Origin of the sequence: Streptomyces sp. NBC_00104, from assembly GCF_045160825.1 — a bacterium.
Taxonomy (GTDB): domain Bacteria; phylum Actinomycetota; class Actinomycetes; order Streptomycetales; family Streptomycetaceae; genus Streptomyces.
Genome location: NZ_CP108215.1, coordinates 3,586,578 through 3,603,649, shown reverse-complemented (window position 1 = coordinate 3,603,649; position 17,072 = coordinate 3,586,578). Strand labels below are relative to the sequence as shown.

Annotated in this window: 13 protein-coding genes; 11 read left to right on the top strand and 2 right to left on the bottom strand. The window is 70.1% G+C overall.

What is annotated here, in order from left to right; all coding sequences use genetic code 11:
- Positions 1-350 precede the first annotated feature (350 nt).
- A complete protein-coding gene (locus OG272_RS15725; protein WP_405893723.1) occupies positions 351-803 on the bottom strand; it encodes a hypothetical protein in 453 nt (150 codons plus the stop codon).
- Between the two features lie 511 nt (positions 804-1,314).
- Positions 1,315-2,712: a PIN domain-containing protein gene (locus OG272_RS15720; protein ID WP_405893721.1), complete on the bottom strand. Its 1,398-nt coding sequence runs from the start codon at positions 2,710-2,712 to the stop codon at positions 1,315-1,317.
- A 302-nt stretch (positions 2,713-3,014) separates the two neighbouring features.
- Between OG272_RS15720 and OG272_RS15715 the strand changes: the two genes are divergently transcribed.
- The 11 genes from OG272_RS15715 (at position 3,015) to OG272_RS15665 (ending at position 17,053) form a co-directional block, all read left to right on the top strand.
- Complete coding sequence (locus OG272_RS15715; protein ID WP_405893720.1) at positions 3,015-3,356, top strand: DUF1360 domain-containing protein; 342 nt, start codon at positions 3,015-3,017, stop codon at positions 3,354-3,356.
- Positions 3,353-5,092 carry a hypothetical protein gene (locus OG272_RS15710; protein WP_405893718.1) on the top strand — a complete coding sequence of 580 codons (1,740 nt, stop codon included), beginning with the start codon at positions 3,353-3,355 and terminating at the stop codon, positions 5,090-5,092. The genes OG272_RS15715 and OG272_RS15710 overlap by 4 nt, the downstream gene beginning before the upstream one ends.
- A complete protein-coding gene (locus OG272_RS15705; RefSeq protein ID WP_405893717.1) occupies positions 5,089-5,283 on the top strand; it encodes a hypothetical protein in 195 nt (64 codons plus the stop codon). The genes OG272_RS15710 and OG272_RS15705 overlap by 4 nt, the downstream gene beginning before the upstream one ends.
- On the top strand, positions 5,276-8,698 hold the full coding sequence (locus tag OG272_RS15700; protein ID WP_405893715.1) for a phage minor head protein: 3,423 nt from the start codon (positions 5,276-5,278) through the stop codon (positions 8,696-8,698). The genes OG272_RS15705 and OG272_RS15700 overlap by 8 nt, the downstream gene beginning before the upstream one ends.
- Positions 8,698-8,898 (top strand): hypothetical protein, encoded by a 201-nt coding sequence (locus tag OG272_RS15695; protein WP_405893713.1) that lies wholly within the window; start codon positions 8,698-8,700, stop codon positions 8,896-8,898. The genes OG272_RS15700 and OG272_RS15695 overlap by 1 nt, the downstream gene beginning before the upstream one ends.
- 260 nt (positions 8,899-9,158) lie before the next feature.
- Positions 9,159-9,641: a helix-turn-helix domain-containing protein gene (locus OG272_RS15690; RefSeq protein ID WP_405893711.1), complete on the top strand. Its 483-nt coding sequence runs from the start codon at positions 9,159-9,161 to the stop codon at positions 9,639-9,641.
- A gap of 98 nt (positions 9,642-9,739) precedes the next feature.
- The gene (locus OG272_RS15685) at positions 9,740-11,383 is read left to right on the top strand and encodes a major capsid protein (RefSeq protein ID WP_405893709.1); all 1,644 of its coding nucleotides are present in this window, start codon (positions 9,740-9,742) and stop codon (positions 11,381-11,383) included.
- A gap of 77 nt (positions 11,384-11,460) precedes the next feature.
- Positions 11,461-12,300, top strand: a complete 840-nt coding sequence (locus OG272_RS15680; protein ID WP_405893708.1) for a cupin — start codon at positions 11,461-11,463, stop codon at positions 12,298-12,300.
- 8 nt (positions 12,301-12,308) lie between these two features.
- On the top strand, positions 12,309-12,857 hold the full coding sequence (locus OG272_RS15675; RefSeq protein ID WP_405893707.1) for a hypothetical protein: 549 nt from the start codon (positions 12,309-12,311) through the stop codon (positions 12,855-12,857).
- Between the two features lie 3 nt (positions 12,858-12,860).
- On the top strand, positions 12,861-16,505 hold the full coding sequence (locus OG272_RS15670; protein WP_405893706.1) for a hypothetical protein: 3,645 nt from the start codon (positions 12,861-12,863) through the stop codon (positions 16,503-16,505).
- On the top strand, positions 16,502-17,053 hold the full coding sequence (locus OG272_RS15665) for a hypothetical protein (protein ID WP_405893705.1): 552 nt from the start codon (positions 16,502-16,504) through the stop codon (positions 17,051-17,053). Before OG272_RS15670 ends, OG272_RS15665 begins: the two co-directional genes overlap by 4 nt.
- The last annotated feature ends 19 nt before the right edge of the window (positions 17,054-17,072 follow it).

Below are 17,072 nucleotides of genomic sequence, written 5' to 3'. Positions count from 1 at the left end.
CATCGATCCCTGCATCAGGAACGTGACATTGCGGCTCGCGCTCGAGGCGATCGGACCACGTCGGCGATGCGTTCCGCGAGGCCCGACACCCCGCCCCGAAGCCGCCCGATCCAGGCACAGGGGGAGTGTCAGGCGGGCGCCGAGTGCACGTGCTCGAGCCGAGGCGCTCAGAGCCGAGCCTCTCCCCTCTCCCTCTGCAGCGTAGGCGAAACCCGGCCGGGAGACGATCATGGAAAAGTGGCCCTGCGAGACCAGCTCAGCCCGATGCCCTGACCTGCGAGGTTGCAATTATCGCAGGTCAAGCACCCCCGTTCGTCATTCGGGACGAAGAGCTCGTGCGTTCAAGGCGTTCAGTAGCTCCGCGGGGGGCTGGTCCAGCAATGTCGGCGGTAAGCGACGGAAGACTTGCTGGCCACACGGAGGAATGCGTGAGCGGATGATCGGCCACCAGCCGTCACGCGCAGGACCAAGCGGCATGTCGGACGGCGCTGATCTGCGAGGACAGCACCGTCCGACATGAACGAGCACCCTCGATCAAGGATTCGACCCCACTCGAAATCCATGCGGTTGGCGGCGAGCACCTCTGCCAGGCGTGCCGCGTGGTCGAGTGCCGCGGCCTCCGCGTAGGTGATGTGCTCCGGCCGGTGCGGCTTCTGGCTCGCGAGGTAGCCCGACAGGCTTCCGTGGGCGGCGCGCAGTGCGGCGGCGACGTCGCCGGCCGGTGGCCACAAGCCGGTCAGGGGGCTGATCCAGTGGTCGAGGTGGTGCTGCACCACAGCGGTCAAGTCCCGGTAGTCCAGCACCGTGCCGCACCGCCCGTCCGGGGCCTGGGTGCTCGGCGTCCCCGGCCACCCGTCCGCGATCCACCGATGCCGGGCGCACATCTCCACTCGATACGGCAGCAGGGGCCGGGCCCTTGGCCGGCTCCGCCCCTCCACCACTCGGGTAGCGGGCTCGGAGCAGGTGGTGAGCTGGCGCAGCACAGACATTGGCGGCCTCCGGTTCGGTCGTTGCGGCTGATCCGACACCGGTGATCGCTGTGGCCGAGGGGCGTGTATGCCGCCACAGCGTGCAGCCGTTGTGACTCGCGTCACCGTCCGGTATGTGGGTCCAACGGCGGGGCGCTGACCCGGCCGAGACGCCTGCCGGGCCAGTTCGGGCGCAGGGGGCCGGCGGGAGGGGGCGGCGTCGGCGTACGGGCGCAGGATCGGGAAGTGGCCGCAACGCCCGCCGACGTGGCAGCCCGCCGGGGCGGTCCGCTACTCCTCGTCGTCTTCCTTCGGTTTGGCGAACTGAAGGCTGTCCTCTGTGTCCTCACGTGGTTCGGCGAACTGAATGCCCGTGGTCGTCGTTCGCCTCCGGGTCGAGCCAAGGGTTGAGATCGCCTTCCTGACGCGCTACGAGCCATGGGCTGGCGTCCCTTGCCATCCAGTGGGCGAGAGCATGGTCATCATCTGCCCGCGATACTGCGACCCATGGGTTGTCGTTTCGGACCATGAGAGTTCGCTCCAGCCGGGTGAGAGCCCGGCCAGTCCTCTCGATCTGAGCTGAGAGCTTTCTAAGGGCAGGCTTCGTCCGAGCGTGCTCTCGTCGTTCTGCCAGCGCACTGGCGGAAGGGGCGAACGCGACGAACTCCGGTGTGCTCAGCGCGCGCGGGGACTGGCTGCGCAGGATCGTGATCTCGGAGTTCGGGTTCGTAGTACTTGCGAGGATACGCGTCTCCCACGCGCACCCGACGACCTCCACTCGATGCGTGTTGGCCAGGATGGCGGGGCCGCTGAGGATCCATCGCACCGTCGCGGCACACCAGACGTGGTCTGCGATGCGGTGGGCGCTCAGTTCACCCATGCTGTGGAGCACGACGGTTGGGGGCTCGGTCCAACCCAGGATCTGCACCGGCTCGGTGGTGACGGTTTCGAACTCGCCGCTCCCGAGGTCCTCGGCGAGGAACGCCATGGCCGCCTCGAACCTGGGGCCCTCACTCAGCCAGATCTTTTCCGTCGTTACGACCATCAAATGAGCCGCGTCGGCACTGATCGCCTTGAGGCTCTCCGCATCGGAGAGGATGGCGCGTACTTCCTCGTCGTCGACCTCAGCTGACTCCGTGACCCGCTGGAGTACCTCGCCGAGGGAGGTGAGGTGTACGAACCGGTCGCCGAGGTTCTCCAAATCTTTGGCCATAAGAGGCGGGTACGCGGTGCCGTCCCCGAAGTCTTTCGTGTTCTTGCTGACGAAGTAGACCGTCTCGTCGGGGTGTTCCCACGCGTACTCGACTGCCGTGAGCCAGATCGCGGCGTCCCGGCCGCCCGTCTTCACCTTTTCGCCGCGCTCGTTGACGACGATGGCCTTGCAGGGCGGGAGGATGTTCGACTCCCGCCACGTCGCCTCACGTAGCGCTGCCTCACTCGTCGGGATCTCGTCGGCGATCTCCCGGTACTGATCCCGCCAGTGCTGCTGGAAGCGCTCCAGGTCCAGCGGGGGAAGCAGCGTGGCGACCTGCCACGGCGTGGCCTTCCTGAAGCTCGCCAGGGCCTCTGAGGCTGCCTCGTACTTCTCTCGGTACGGCACTGCCCGGTGTGACGCCAACTCCTCCAGCACGACCCACGGCACGCCGCCGGATTCGACGCCAGCGGTACGGATCGTCTTCAGAAGGTCCGAGCTGACGCTGTCGAGCTTGAAGCTCCGCAGGATGTTCGAGTCCAGGATGATCAAGGCGGGCGGCTCCGTCTCCCTAAGAGGTGAGTACGGCCCAAGGGTTTCAGGAAGTCACGGCGCCCGACAGGGAATTCGGATCACAGCCGGGCGGAGGGCCGACGGCCGTAGGGCGCGCGCTCCCACACCGTCCGGACGCTGCATCGGCATGACCGCCGACGCCCCGCGCGGGGCAGCGCATCGCCCGCCAAATTTCGCGGTTGATTTAAATCGTCCGGCTGAAGATCAGAATCGCCGAAGAATTTCCGGAATCGGCTTATAGTGACCGCTCGCAACTGCAAGATCTTCTGCAAGGGGCGGACATGATCAGCATTCCGGAGCTCGCCCTCCTCGCCGCTGCCGGGTACCGCGCGACCCAGCTCGCCGTGCACGACACGATCCTCGACCCGGCCCGTGACAAGGTGTTCGCCTGGCACGAGCGGCTCCCCGAGTCCAAGCCGCGCACCTTCGTGATCGCCCTCATCTCCTGCGTCTACTGCATGGGCTGGTGGCTGTCCGGCGCGCTCCTCGCAACCTGGCTCCTCGCCACCGGCCAATGGCATGAGGCGCCGCTCCTCGTCCACGGCATCGAATGGTTCGCCGTCGCCGGCGCCGCCGTGTTCCTCAACCGGGTCGACGACACACTCGGCCGGGTCGCCCCGTGACGCGAAGCGACCTCACCGCCGCGGCCTCCCGGTACATCAACCGCAAGGTCCGCACGAAAGGCTCCGTAAACCAGTCGTGGCAGTCCCGCGCGTGGGAGCTGTACCACCTGGTCCCCGAAGTCAGGTTCGCCGCCACGTACATCGGCAACGCCATGGCCGGGGCGACCCTGTACGCCGGCCGACGCGCAGACGACGGCACGATCGAGCCCGCCCCCAACAACCACCGCGCATCCGAGATCGTCAACCAGATAGCCGGAGGCCCCGACGGACAGGCCAAGCTCCTCGGCGCGTTCGGCCGCCACCTGACCGTCCCCGGCGAGGGCTGGATCGTCGTCCGCCCCAACAGCGAAGTCCTCAGCCCCGACTCCCCGGAAGACGGCCACGACTGGCGTGTGCTGTCCACCCGCGAGGTACGCCCTCAGCCCGGGAAGCTCACCGCCGAGATCGACGGCGAGGACACCGAGATAGCCGCCGGCGACCGCGAAAACCTCGACCCGGACGGGCCCGTAGCAATCCGCGTGTGGGAGCCGGACCCCGAGCGGGCCATCGAGGCCGACTCTCCGGTCCGCTCCAGCCTCGACCTGCTGGAAGAACTCCTCCTCCTCAACGCGGCCGTGAAGGCGATAGCGCGGTCCCGGCTCACCGGCCGGGGCATCCTCCTCGTCCCCAAGGGCACCAGGTTCCCGACCACGTCCACGCAGGGCGGCGCCGAGGACGACCTGATCGAGATCCTCATGACGGTCGCCGAGACCGCCATCCGCGACCCCGAGAGCGCCGCCGCGACGGTCCCGATCGTCCTCGAAGTCCCCGCCGAGACGATCGCGGACTTCAAGCTCCTCAAGTTCGAGTCCACGTTCGACGAGTTGGCGTTGAAGCTCCGCGAGGAGGCCATCAAACGGTTCGCGACGGGCCTGGAGATCCCGGCAGAGCTGCTGTTGGGCATGGGCGACACGAACCACTGGGGCGCCTGGATGCTCACCTCAGAGGCGATCCGTATCGGCGTCGAGCCCAAGCTCGCCACGGTCTCCTACGCCCTGACCCAGCAGTGGCTGCGCCCCCTCCTCGAAGCCGAGGGCGTCGACGACTGGCACAGGTGGCTCGTCTGGTACGACACCGCCCCCCTGCGGGTCCGTACGAACCGGTCGGAGACCGCGTTGCAGGCGTACGACCGGGGCGTCATCTCCGACGCCGCCCTCCGCAGGGAGACCGGGTTCGAGGAGTCCGACGCGCCCACGGCCGAGGAGAAAGCGGCCCGCAAGACCACCACCGACAGTCAGGACCAGGAGCAGGAGCAGGACGTGACGCCGACCACCGTGGATCTGCCGGTCGATGAGACCGCCGACGAACCCTCGACCCTCCCCGCCTCGGCGCAGCGTGCCAGTGACGGGCTCCTGGCCGCAGCGGACGGCCTGATCTGGGCCGCACTGTCCGCAGCTGGCGAGAAGCTGAAGCGGACCCCCGTATGCCCGCGCTCCGAACGCGCTCGGGCGCGGGAGATCCAGTCGGCGGCCCTGCACACCGCCCTCAAGGTCGAGCCGGGACAGGTCGAACAGTTCGCCCTCCTTGACGGGGCATGGGAGCGCGTCCCCGAGATCGCCACCCGGTACGGCATCGACGCCGCATGCCTGGCCGCGTCCCTCGACTCCTACGCGCGGGAACTCATCGCCGCCGGTATCGAGCACTCCTACGACGTCGTACCCGGCGTCGTCACCACCTGCCTCCGGCTGGCGGCATGACCATGCTGCGAACCACCGTCGCCCCCACGGCCGTACGCGAGGACTGGTGCCACGTCTGCAAGGCGTACACGCGCCTCACCGTGGACCTGCTGCTCCTCACCCCCTGCGGGGTGACCACGGTCGGCACCTGGGCCTGGTGCGAGATATGCGACGACCCCACCGACCAGCCGCAGGAGGCCGCTCGTGGATGAGCTTGAGCAGCTCCTCGAAGACGCCGAGGAGTTCGTAGCCCAGACCGTCAGTGAAGTGCTGGAGGAGGTGGCGGACGAGTTCGCCGGCCACCTCCAGGACGCCACGGAGATCGTCGCCGCACGGTTCTCCGTCGCCCGCATCGCCCGCATGTTCAGCGACCGGATGCCGCGCATTGTCCGGCGTCTCCTCCGCGTCTCGGAGCAGGCCGCCCAGCACACCGCCGACAGCGTGGACCTGGAACTCCCCGACGGCTGGGACGACCTTCCGGGCCGGTACGACGACGGGCGTGAACTGCCCCCGGCCATGAGCGGGTACGTCGACGTCACCGAGCACCTGCTGCGCGCCGTAGGCGACCGACTCGCCGAGACCGCTCGCCGCGAGCTGGCGGCCGGCGTCGACGCGGGCGAGGACATGGAGCAACTGCGTGCACGGCTCCGTGAAGCGTTCGCCCGGGAAGGCGCCCAGCTCGGCGACATGCGCGAGGAGCGCATCGCCCGTACCGAAGCGGGGCGGGCCTGGAACACGGCCACCCTCGGAGCGGCGCAGGCCGTCACAGGGCCGGACAAGCCCGTCGTGAAGCAGTGGGTGACCCGACGTGATGCCCGCGTACGTGAGGACCACGCGGACGCCAACGGGCAGCTCCGCCTCATTGATGAGCCGTTCACCGTCGGCGGGCACGAGATGAGCGCCCCCCACGACCCGACGGCGCCCGCCGGCCAGGTCGTGAACTGCCGTTGTGTCCTGGCAGTCCACCCCGAACTCAGCTCCACCGCCTTCGATTCCCAAGCATCAGCACGGGGTCGAGTCTTCGAATTGCAGGAGACCGATGTGGAATCCACCCCGGCGCCCATGACGGCCGCAGCCGACGGCAGTCACCTGGGCGGTGCGATGATCGCGCTCATCCCCACCGAGGGAGACGCCGCGTATCTCGCCCTCGATGGCGGCGAGGACGCCGACGAACTGCACCTGACGCTGTTCTTCCTCGGCGACGACGGCACCGTGTGGACCGAGGACCAGCGCAACGAGCTGATCGGCAACCTCCGTGCTCTCGCCGCCTCCCAGCTTCCCGTCCCGGTCACCGGCCGCGCGTTCGGCGCGAACCACTGGAACCCCGACTCCGACAAGCCCTCGTGGGTGTGGGCTGTCGGCGACGACCGGGACAGCCCTGCGGACGCCCCGACGCTGGTCGACGTCCAGGGCACGGCCGCCATGGCGCTGGAAGACACCCACGAGCGGCCGGAGATCCCCGTCCAGCACTCGCCTTGGGTGCCGCACGTCTGCGCCGCCTACAGCGACGACCCGGCGTTCCTCCCGCAGCTGGAGGAGCGTCTCGGCCCCATCACGTTCGACCGCATCCGCGTGGCATTCGCGGGCGATCACACGGACATCCCGCTCGGCCCCGAGGAGGAGCCCATGGAGGAGACCGCTACGGCGGTCACGGCCGCACAGCCCCCGGCCGCGCCACCCACCCGTGCCTGGTCCACGCCCGACGGCGCGGCCCTCGCGTTCGAGAACACCGAGACCGGCGACGGCAGGATCTTCCGCCCAGGCGCCCTGTACTGGGACGGTGCGGGCCCCTGGCCGCTCCAGTACGCCGACGAGATGCTGATGGGGCACGAGGGCGCCGAACTCGCCGGAGCGATCGAATCCCTCGGCCGCGAAGGGGACCGCATCCCCGGCACCGGAGTGCTCTACCTGTCCCAGCGGGCCGGACAGGACGCCTGCCTGCTCCTGGACCAGAGCGCACCCCTCGGCGTGTCCGTCGACCTGGACTCCGTGGACGTCGAGTTCGTCGACAAGACCCTGACCGAGGACGAGGACGGGTTCCTCGTCCTCGCCGCCTCCATACCGGCCATGAGCGTGCTGCGCCTCGACGACGGCGGATGGATGCTCCATGCCCACAAGGTGTGGGAGTGGACGGCATCCGGTACGACGCTCACCCGGAACCAGCAGTACGCGCAGGTCATCACCGCCGCCGACGGCACCGTGTCCGCTGACGCCGTACGGCAGGCCTTCGGCGCGTCCGGGATCCTCACCGCCGCCGCGGGGGACTCCGACGACCCGGACACGGGCGTCGTCCTCCACAGCGAGAGCGCCGGTGACTTCCTCATCCGTATCACCAAAGGGCGGGTACGGGGAGCCACCCTCGTGTCCATGCCCGCGTACGACCAGGCGCGCATCGTCCTCGACCCGCTGCCGGAGCCGGAGGAGACCGCCGCGGCGGTGGCCACCGCCGACGCCGCGATGTCGGCCGCCGCCGGTCCGGGCGAGGATCACCACCGGGTCGTCACCTACGTGTGCGCCTCCCCGATCCCCGTCGGTGCCCGCGAGGTCTCCAATGCTGTCGGCATCAGGATGGAATCCGCGCGCGGCCACCTCACCCGCGCGGCGAAGGCCGGCCGTCTCGTACGGCTCGCCCCCGGCCTGTATGTTGGCCCGTCCACCATCCCCGAGACCGCGACGGCCGCCGACGTCCCAACCGAGCTGGGCGAGCTGGAGGCGTCGGCGTGGACGGCGATGCGTGACGCCGACCCCATGCCCGCCGCATGGTTCCGCGAGCCCACCCCCGAGGAACTCCCGCCCGGGTCAGGCGGCGTGCACTACGCGGACGGCCGGATCTACGGGTGGGTGGCCCGGGCCGGCGAACCCCACGCGGGCTACCCCGGCAAGAACCTGACGATCGAGTCGCTCGGCGAGATCGACATGAGCCACTTCCTGCGGGCCCGCTTCGCCCTCGACGACGGCACGACCGTCAAGGTCGGCGCCTTCACGATGAACGTGCCGCACCACAGGGACGGTGCCGAATGCGAGTCGGCGGCCTGCCAGTTCGACGACACCCGCACCGTCGCCGGTGTGATCACCTGCGGGCTGAACGAGCGCGGCCTGTGGTTCTCCGGCGCTGCCGCACCCTGGCTGTCGGAGTGGGACCGCCACGTGTTCCAGGCGTGCCAGCCCAGCTACCACATGAAGCAGGGCCCCGCCCGGAAGTGGCAGCTCCGCGCCGTCCTCTCCGTCCCCGTACCGGGGCACTCGTCGCCGCTCCTGGCGACCGCTGTCGCCGAGCGCTCCAACCTGGCCCTCGCCGCGTCGGCCGCAGCTGTCGCCGACCTCCGCGACACCGCCCAGGAGCCGGACGTCGTGGAAGGCGCGCTCACGGCCACGGCAGCTGCCCCGCTCGCATTGCCCGAGCAGCCCCCAGGCCTGCCCGCCCCCGCCGGCTTGGAGGAAACCCTCGCGGCAGTCCTCGCCGACCCCGGGTTCCTCGACGGCCTGACCGCCGCACTCCAGCGCCGCGAGAGCGAACGCGCCGCGCAAGTCCGTGCCGAAGTCGAGGAGATGGCTGCGGCCATCCTCGCCCCGGCACAGCCAGCAACCGCCGCCATGAGCGGCACGATCACGAGGGGAGACGCGTAATGGCCTGCGCCTGCCAGTCCAAGCGCGAACAGTTCGAAGTCGTCACCAAGGGCGGCGAAGGCAAGACCGTCTTCACGTCCGGGTCGCAGCCCACCGCCAAAACGGTCGCCGGCCGGTACCCGGGCAGCGTCGTCCGCAGCAAGAAGACCGGCGACATCGTGCACCGCCAGCCCGACCCGAACGCCGCCCCAACCGGGTAGGCGACCGCTTGACATCAGCCGCCCGCCCGCCCTGTCTGGCGGGCGGCTGCGTGTGCTCTGACCTGCGGAAACTCGATAGAATGAGGTCAAGAAGCACCCCCGCGACGGCGGCAACCGTCCGGGGGATGGCCGACTGATAGGAGTCGACATTGAGCAACCTTACGTGTGCGCTCGCAGAGACGGACGGCCCATGCGGGCCCCTCTACCGGCGCGAGTGGTGCAAGAAGCACTACACGCGTATTCAGCGCCATGGTGACCCGATGGTCACCCTCAAGCGCGGGAAGGGCGTTCTCCTCGCCGAGCTGCGCAGCGCCGCCGCAGCAACCGCCGAGGAGTGCATCATCCTCACGACGAGTGGCAGTCACCGGCCGGTCGCGGTACTCGACGGGACGTTGATGCTCTCCTCACGCGCCGTCTGGATCCTCGCCAACGGTGACCCTGGCGAGGCGCACATCTTGCACACCTGCCACCGCGGCAAGGAGGGATGCATCAACGTCCGTCACCTCTATCTCGGCGACAACGCTCAGAACATCCGCGACATGGTCGAGGCCGGGCGCAGCACCCGAGGGGAGCGCGACGGAAACAGCAAGCTCAAGGCCGAGCAGGTGCAGGAGATCCGGCGGCTCCTCGCCGAACGAGTGTCGTACAAGGCCATCGGTGAGCGCTTCGGGGTGAGTCAGTCGACTGTCTACCAGATCAATTCGCGGAAGATTTGGGCGTGGCTGCCCCCTGACCCGGCATAACTGCCTGCGGTTCTGGCGCTGTCGCCTGGCTATGCTGGGCGTCAGCGCCGCTGGTTTTGGGCCGGGCTCTCCAAGATCGCTCTCTGGAGACCCCACCCATGGACTTCGAGATCCCCGCGGACGTCACCGCGCTCGACGACGAGCAGCTCGCCGAAGCTCTCGCTGGTGCCCGTAACTCGTTCGCCGCTCTGTCCGGTCAGGACAGCGTCGACGAGACCTCCCTCGTCCGTATGCGGGCCCTGGCCACTGCGGTCGAGGACATCCGTACCGAGCAGGGCGCCCGCGTCCAGGCCGCCGAGCAGGCCGCCGCCGAGATCGAGAGCCTCGCAGCCACGATTCGCGGAGAGGACCCCTCTGCCGAGCCGGTGGTCGAGGCGCCGGAGGAGACGGCCGCTGCCGCCGCCCCGGCCCCGGTCGTCGAGCTGGAGCCCGCCCTCGCCGCCACTCAGGCCACTTCGCTGTCGGTGCGCCCGCCGCTCAACCTGGCCCACGTCCGCAGCCGTCAGCCCCGCGTCCTGCCGGAGCCGCCGGCGCCGACCACGTCCATCACAGCGGCCGTGGACGTCCCCGGCTACACCCCGGGACAGGAGCTGTCGTTCGATCACATCACCGCGGGCATCATCAGCCGTGCGAACGCCCTCAAAACTGCGGGCGGCGGCGTCGGCCAGGTCATCTCCTACCGGCACCCGTGGCCGCAGGAGCTCATCGTCACCGACTCGTCGTCGGCGCCGGAGGGCACCACCGTGGCGATCACGGCGGCGAACCAGCGGCGTCTGCCGAAAGGCGAGCTGGTGGCGTCGGGCGGCTGGTGTGCGCCGTCGGAGACGATCTACGCGCTGACTGACGTGGCATGCCCCGACATGCTGTGGGACGCGCCGGAGATCCAGCTCGCCCGTGGCGGTCTGCGCTACTACAAGACACCCTCGCTGGACGTCGGCGCACTGACCTGGGTGCACACCGAGGCGGACGACATATCCGGCGCGGAAAAGCCGTGCTTCAAGATCCCCTGCCCGGACCCGACGGAAGTCCGCTGTGACGCGGTCGGTGTCTGCCTTGAGGCGGGCATCCTGACACAGCGCCACTTCCCGGAGCTGGTCAGCTGGTACCTGCGCAACAGCATGGTGGCGCACGAGATCCGCATCAAGCAGGTGCTGTTCCAGCAGGCCCTGAGCCTGGCGACAGCGGTCAACCTCGCCCCGACCTTCGGCGCACTGTCCGCCGTATATGAGGGCGTCGCGCTCCAGGCCGCCGACATGATCGAGCGGCACAGCCTGTGTGAGACCACGGCCCTCGAAGTGGTCTTCCCGTACTGGTCCCGTCAGCTGTTCCTCACGGACCTCGCCCGCCGCAACGGCGTCGACATCTGCAACCTGGACCCGCGATGCATCCAGGACGTGTTCGACACGCTCGGTGTCCGAGTCCAGTTCGCCCGTGGCCTCAACCCGGCCGTGCCCGACGACATCGGCGGGGCGAACCCGGCCACTGCCTGGCCCGGGGAGATCAAGTTCCTGATCTACCCGTCCGGTTCGCTCCAGATCGGTCGCGGCGAAGAGGTCAACCTCGGCGTCATCCACGACTCGACCAAGTTCAAGACCAACGACTACACCGCCCTCTTTGCGGAGGAATGTGTCGCTTTGGTCGACCGGTCGGTGGACACCCGAGTCGTCACCGTCCCCGTCTGCCCGGACGGCGCGACCGGCGCCCAGCTCGAAATGGTCTGCGCCGCCGGAACCAGCAGCTGACCCCACCCCCGAACGTGGCGGGCCCGTGACGGACCACGGGCCCGCCACACCCTCAATCACCCCAAGGAGGTGGACCGTTGGCCACAGGGATGCTGAAAGCCGTCGAGGCGATCCCCGGCACGCCCCTGCCGCACGGCATCCTCGGCGGCTGCGCCGACGTCCGTGACGTCGGCGACGTCCACGAACTCATGGGCGTGGAATGGCTCGCTCTCGGCTGCTGCCCCGTACGCGACTGGCCCGACCCGTGCAACGACGAGTCGCCGGGTGACGAGTCACCGGGCGCGCCCGCACAGAAGGAGTTCTGTAGGCCTGAGACCGAGCACGCGGCCCCGATCACGGTCTACGCCGGCGCGGAGTGCTCCGCCCTCGGCTGGTCGTACGAGGAAGCGCGAGAGCACGCCGAGGCGACCCTCGCCCTCGGCGAACAGCAAGCCCTCGAAGCGGCGTTCTGGCGCGACAAGCTCGCCATGGACACCATCGACCTCACCCCCGACGCCGGGCCCGTCAGCGTCGCCCAGGGCGTCGCCGCGCTCGAAGGGTGCTTGGCCGAGTCGTACGGCGGCGTCGGCACCCTCCACGTCCCCGCCGGCGCCGCCGCTCTCCTCGGCTGCTGCAACCTCGTCCACGAGAACCCGGCAACCGGCACGCTGCGCACCCTCGCCGGGAACTGCGTGATCATCGGCGCCGGATACAGCGCCATGAACACCGGCCCCGGCAACATCCCCGCCGAGCCCGGTACGGCGTGGCTCTACATCACCGGCCCGCTCGTCATCCGCCGCGGCCCCGCCGAGACGATCCCGGACCGCTCCGCCTCCGTGAACATCCGCACCAACGACCGCCGGGTCCTCGTCGAGCGGACCTACGTCGTCGGCACGACCTGCACCGTGTGCGCGATCCAAGTCGACGTGTGCCCATGAGGAGCGACATGATCCGCGTCCAGCCGACGGCCGCACTCCGCGTCGACTTCGCCCGGTGGGCGGTCGCCCAGACCCCGAAGGTCCGCACCGTCTCCCCGAGCGACTTCGCGGTACCGGCGTACCTGTTCACGCACATGCCCGAGCCGCTGCTCCTCGGCGCCCTGGTCGACGGCCGCCAGTACGTCCCCGTCGAGGACGAGCCCGGCGAGCCCGCTGAACTCCTCGGCGTCGCAACCCCCGAAGGGCTGACCGCCCTCGTCCACGAGACGCCCGGCGAGCCGCTGCCGCCGCTGCCGGACTCCGGGTACGGGCCTGACGCTGTCCCTCTGCCGAAACCGGAGCGGCAGTTGGCCGCCACCAGCCCGGCAGCCGTTGAGGCCGCGATGACGGCCGCCGTAGTGGCTGTGGAACTCGCTGCCGCCAACGAGGAGACCAGGGGCCGAAGTGACTCAAGCCCCGAAGTAGGGCCGCCGTACGCCTGCGCCTCGTGCCCGCGCACGTTCACCACGCAGCGAGGCCGGGACACCCACCGCCGCCACGTACACCCGGAGGCATGAGCCATGCCGGTCGAGCCCATCCCGTGTGCGCCCGACAGCGGCACCGGGACCCCGGTTGAGGTCACGACGTGCTGCGCCCCGTCGATCGCGTCCACCGCCCTGTGCCGAGCCGACGGGACGACGGTCCTCCTCGTCGTACGGTCCGGCTGCGTCGAGTGCGGCGAGACAGCGCAGGACCCGGAAGTTGTCGGGTGGATCGACCCGGCGACCGGCACGTTCACCCCCGGCCCGGCACCGGCCGACGCCGGCCCGTGCGACACCGGCTGTGTCGACACGATCTGTGTGCAGCGCTGCGACGACACCGACGGCGACGGCGCCGCCAACGCCACGTACAACGAGCTGTGGTGCGTCCGCCTCGACGGCACGACGGAACTCGTCCTCACCTACGAGGGCGACCCGTCGCAGCCCTACACGCCCGTCTCGCCCGTCGACTGCGAGTACGGCTGTGTCGAGACGCAGACGTACATGCTGTGCGACGACACCGGGACGTTCCTGCGCCGCATCACCATCGGCGCAGGGCAGCACATCGTCGAGGATCTGGCACTGGACGGCCTCACCCCGCACACCGTCTCCGGGACCGTTGGGGCCTGCGCGGGTGACGGCAGCCCGTGCGAGGAGCCGACCACGCCGACGGCCACCGTCGGCCTGTGCCTCGCCGACGGCACACCGATCGCGGTCATCATCACCCGCGACTGCACGGGCATCGTCACGCAGGACGGCTGGGTCGACCTCACCACCGGCGCCTACACGCCCGGCACGCCCCCGGCCGACACAGGCCCATGCGACACCACGTGCGTCGACACGGTCTGTGTGCAGCGGTGCGACGACACCGACGGCGACGGGGCCGCCGACGTCACGTACAACGAGCTGTGGTGCGTCCGTATGGACGGCACCACCGAACTCGTCCTCACCTACCAGGGCGACCCGTCCGAGCCCTACACGCCCGTCTCCCCGGTCGACTGCGAGTACGGGTGCGTCGAGACCGCGACGTACCAGCTGTGCGACGACACGGGCATGTTCCTGCGCCGGATCACCATCGGTGCCGGGCAGCACATCGTGGAAGACCTGGCGCTGGACGGCCTCACCCCGCACACAGTGGTGGGCACCGTCGGAGCCTGCGCGGGTGACGGCAGCCCGTGCGAGGAGCCGACGACACCGACGGCCACCGTCGGCCTGTGCCTCGCCGACGGCACGCCGATCGCCGTGGTCATCACCCGCGACTGCACGGGCCTCGTCACACAGGACGGCTGGATCAACCTCACCACCGGCACGTTCTCGACGGGTGCGCCTCCGGCCGGGGCCATGGCGTGCGGGGACTCCCGCGCGTTCGAACTCGCCGGCATCCTCTGCGACGTCGACCCCGCCACGGACGAAGTGCTCGGCCTGGTCCTCGTCGAGTACGAGTACAACGCGGACGGCTCCCTCGCCTCGGTGCGCCTCGTCGACCCCGCCACCGGCACCACCTACACGCTGCAAGGGGAGCTGCGCCACTGCCCGACCGGGACCGAACAGCCCGACCTCGACCTCACAGTCCTCTGCGACATCGCCGCCGACGGCACCGTCACCGAGTTCGTCCGGGACTACCGGCGCGACGAGAACGGGCAGATCACCGGGCACACCGACTACACCCTTGACGGGCAGCCGTACACGCCCGCCGGGACGGTCGGAGTGTGCGCAGAGCCGTGCCGCAACACCTCCACACTCCTGGTGTGCGACCTGCCCACCGACGGCATTGAGGGCGCGCCGACGGCCGCCGACACGAGCGCGGTCCCGTACCCGTGGGACGCCGACCCCGTGCGGTGCGTCAGCCCGCTGGCCGGTGGCGGCCAAGCGCTGTGGGACGGCGGCAGCCGGATATTTCCGCAGGACACCACGGCCGCAGGTACGTGCGACCCCAACGGCTTCCAGGTGCTGCGTGGCGTAGCGGCCACCTTGCAGGTGCCCCGGCCCTCCTGCGACGACGGCACGGTGACCGTCACCATCTCCGTGCGCGTCACGAACAACGGTCCGCGCCCCGGGGCGCCGAACTACAACGGGTCGCTACGGCTGCACCGCGCCGACACCGGAGCGCGTCTGGCGCTGTCCCCGATGCTCACCGCCACCCCGGTCAGCGCCTCCCAGACCTTGACCGTGACCGCGACCGTGCCCGCCGACCTTCTGGCCGCCGGGCAGCTCGTCACCGTCCTCGACCTGGAGACCTTCGACAGCACCGGCGGCAACACCGGCACCGCGTGGACTGCCGACCAGTTCACCGCCTCCTACGCCTACGGCATCACCGGCTGTGAGACGCAGTTCCTCCGCAACGTCATCACCGACTGCGCCACCGGTGAGGTCGTTGCGGTCACGGACACCACCCTCGACGGGCAGCCGTACACGGTCACCGGAGAAGTCGGCCAGTGCACCGCCGCCGGCGGCGGGCAGTGCTGCCCGGAGGAGCCTTGCCGCAACACCAGCACTCTCCTCCTGTGTGACCTGCCGACCGATGGGACACCGGCCCCCACCGTCACGGACACCGCGCCCGCGTCGTACTACCCGTACCCCACGGGCGTGGCCACGACCGGAGCGCAAACGCTGTGGGACGGCGGCACGCTCACCCTCCCGGACGCTGCCGGACCGCAGCCCGGGACGACCGGCACCGTGCGCACCGCCGCGGCGATCATCCAGGCGCCGCGCCCCGTCTGCGACGCCGGCACCGCCCACGTGTCGGTGCAGGTCGACGCCGCCCAGCTCGGCCCGGACGACGGGTGTGCCAGCACCGGGTTCATCGGCCTCTACAACGGCACCAGCGAAGCGGACCGGATAGCCCTCGACCTCGCCCCGAGGAACACCCCCGCAGGATGGAGCGGGACGCTCACGGTTGAGGCCGACGTGCCGGCCGTCGACCTCGCCGCCGGGAACATCGCCGTCGCGCTGGCATTCGACGCCTACGACGACAGCGGCGGCATCTGCCCCGGGGTGCGCCGCACCTCATGGCAGCTGTCCCAGTTCGCCGCCACGGTGGTCTACGACCAGACCGGTTGCGCGACGCAGTTCCTCCGCAACGTCGTCACGGACTGCGAGACCGGCGAAGTCACCACGGTCACGGACACCACCCTTGACGGGCAGCCATACTTCGTCACCGGCGAGCCGGGCCAGTGCGAGGCGACCGGCGGCCAAGGCTCCCCAGAGGAGCCGTGCCTGGCGCAGAACGTCATCGAGGCCTGCCGCTGCGATGACACCGACGGGGACGGCGTCGGCGACGTCGACTATGTCGAGCTGCTGGCCGTCGACTGCAACGGCGCGCTCACCAGCCTCGGCACGTACACGGCGGACCTCGCCGCCCCGTACACGCCGGTTGCTCCGGTCGACTGTGGCGCCGGCGATATCGGCGCGGAGCCCGCGACGGGAGTCCAGGCCCACCGGGTGCAGCTCGTTACCGGTGGGACGTGGGATGCCTCCGCGCATCCGACGCTCCGGTCGGTGACCGCGACCGCCCACACCGGCACCGGCCAGATCACCACAGCGGACGGCACCTCAACCCTTTTCCAGGGCGAGTCCGTGACGTGGGCGATCGACAAGGACGAGGACGCGAGTCTGACCGGCCCGCTCACCATCACCGCGAGCACCGGCATCACCACGATCACTTTCACGACGGGAGTCACGCTATGAGCGGATGCTGCGGACCGATCCTGACCGGCAACGGCGGTCCCGGGACCCCCATCGACCCGATCTTCGACGTCGAGTACGTCCTGCTGTGCGATGTCGCTGCGGACGGCACCTCGACCCCCTTCCTGCGCCGTTTCACCCACGCGCAGGACGGCAGCCTGTCCGGCACGGCGAGCCTCGCGCTGGACGGGGCCACGGCCTACACGCCCACGGGCACCGTCGGCGTCTGCTCGGGTGACTCGACCACGCCGCCGGTCACCGCGCAGACGGCCAGCACCCACCGCCAGGTCCTCAACACGGCCGGCACGTTCGACGTGTTCGCCACGGCGGCCGGGACGGTCGAGTCGGTCACCGTGACCGTCATCGCCGCCGGTGCGACGGGCCCCACGGTGACAACCGCCTCCGGCGTCTCCCCGATGTTCGCCGGGGAGTCCGTGACCTGGTCGGCGCTGCCCGACGTCGCGGCCGGCTCCGACGAGCTCGCCGGGCCGCTGTCCGTCACCACCAACGCGGGGGACGTGGTCGCCGTGTCCTGGACCGAACGCCCCTAACCGCCAGGAGACACGCCAG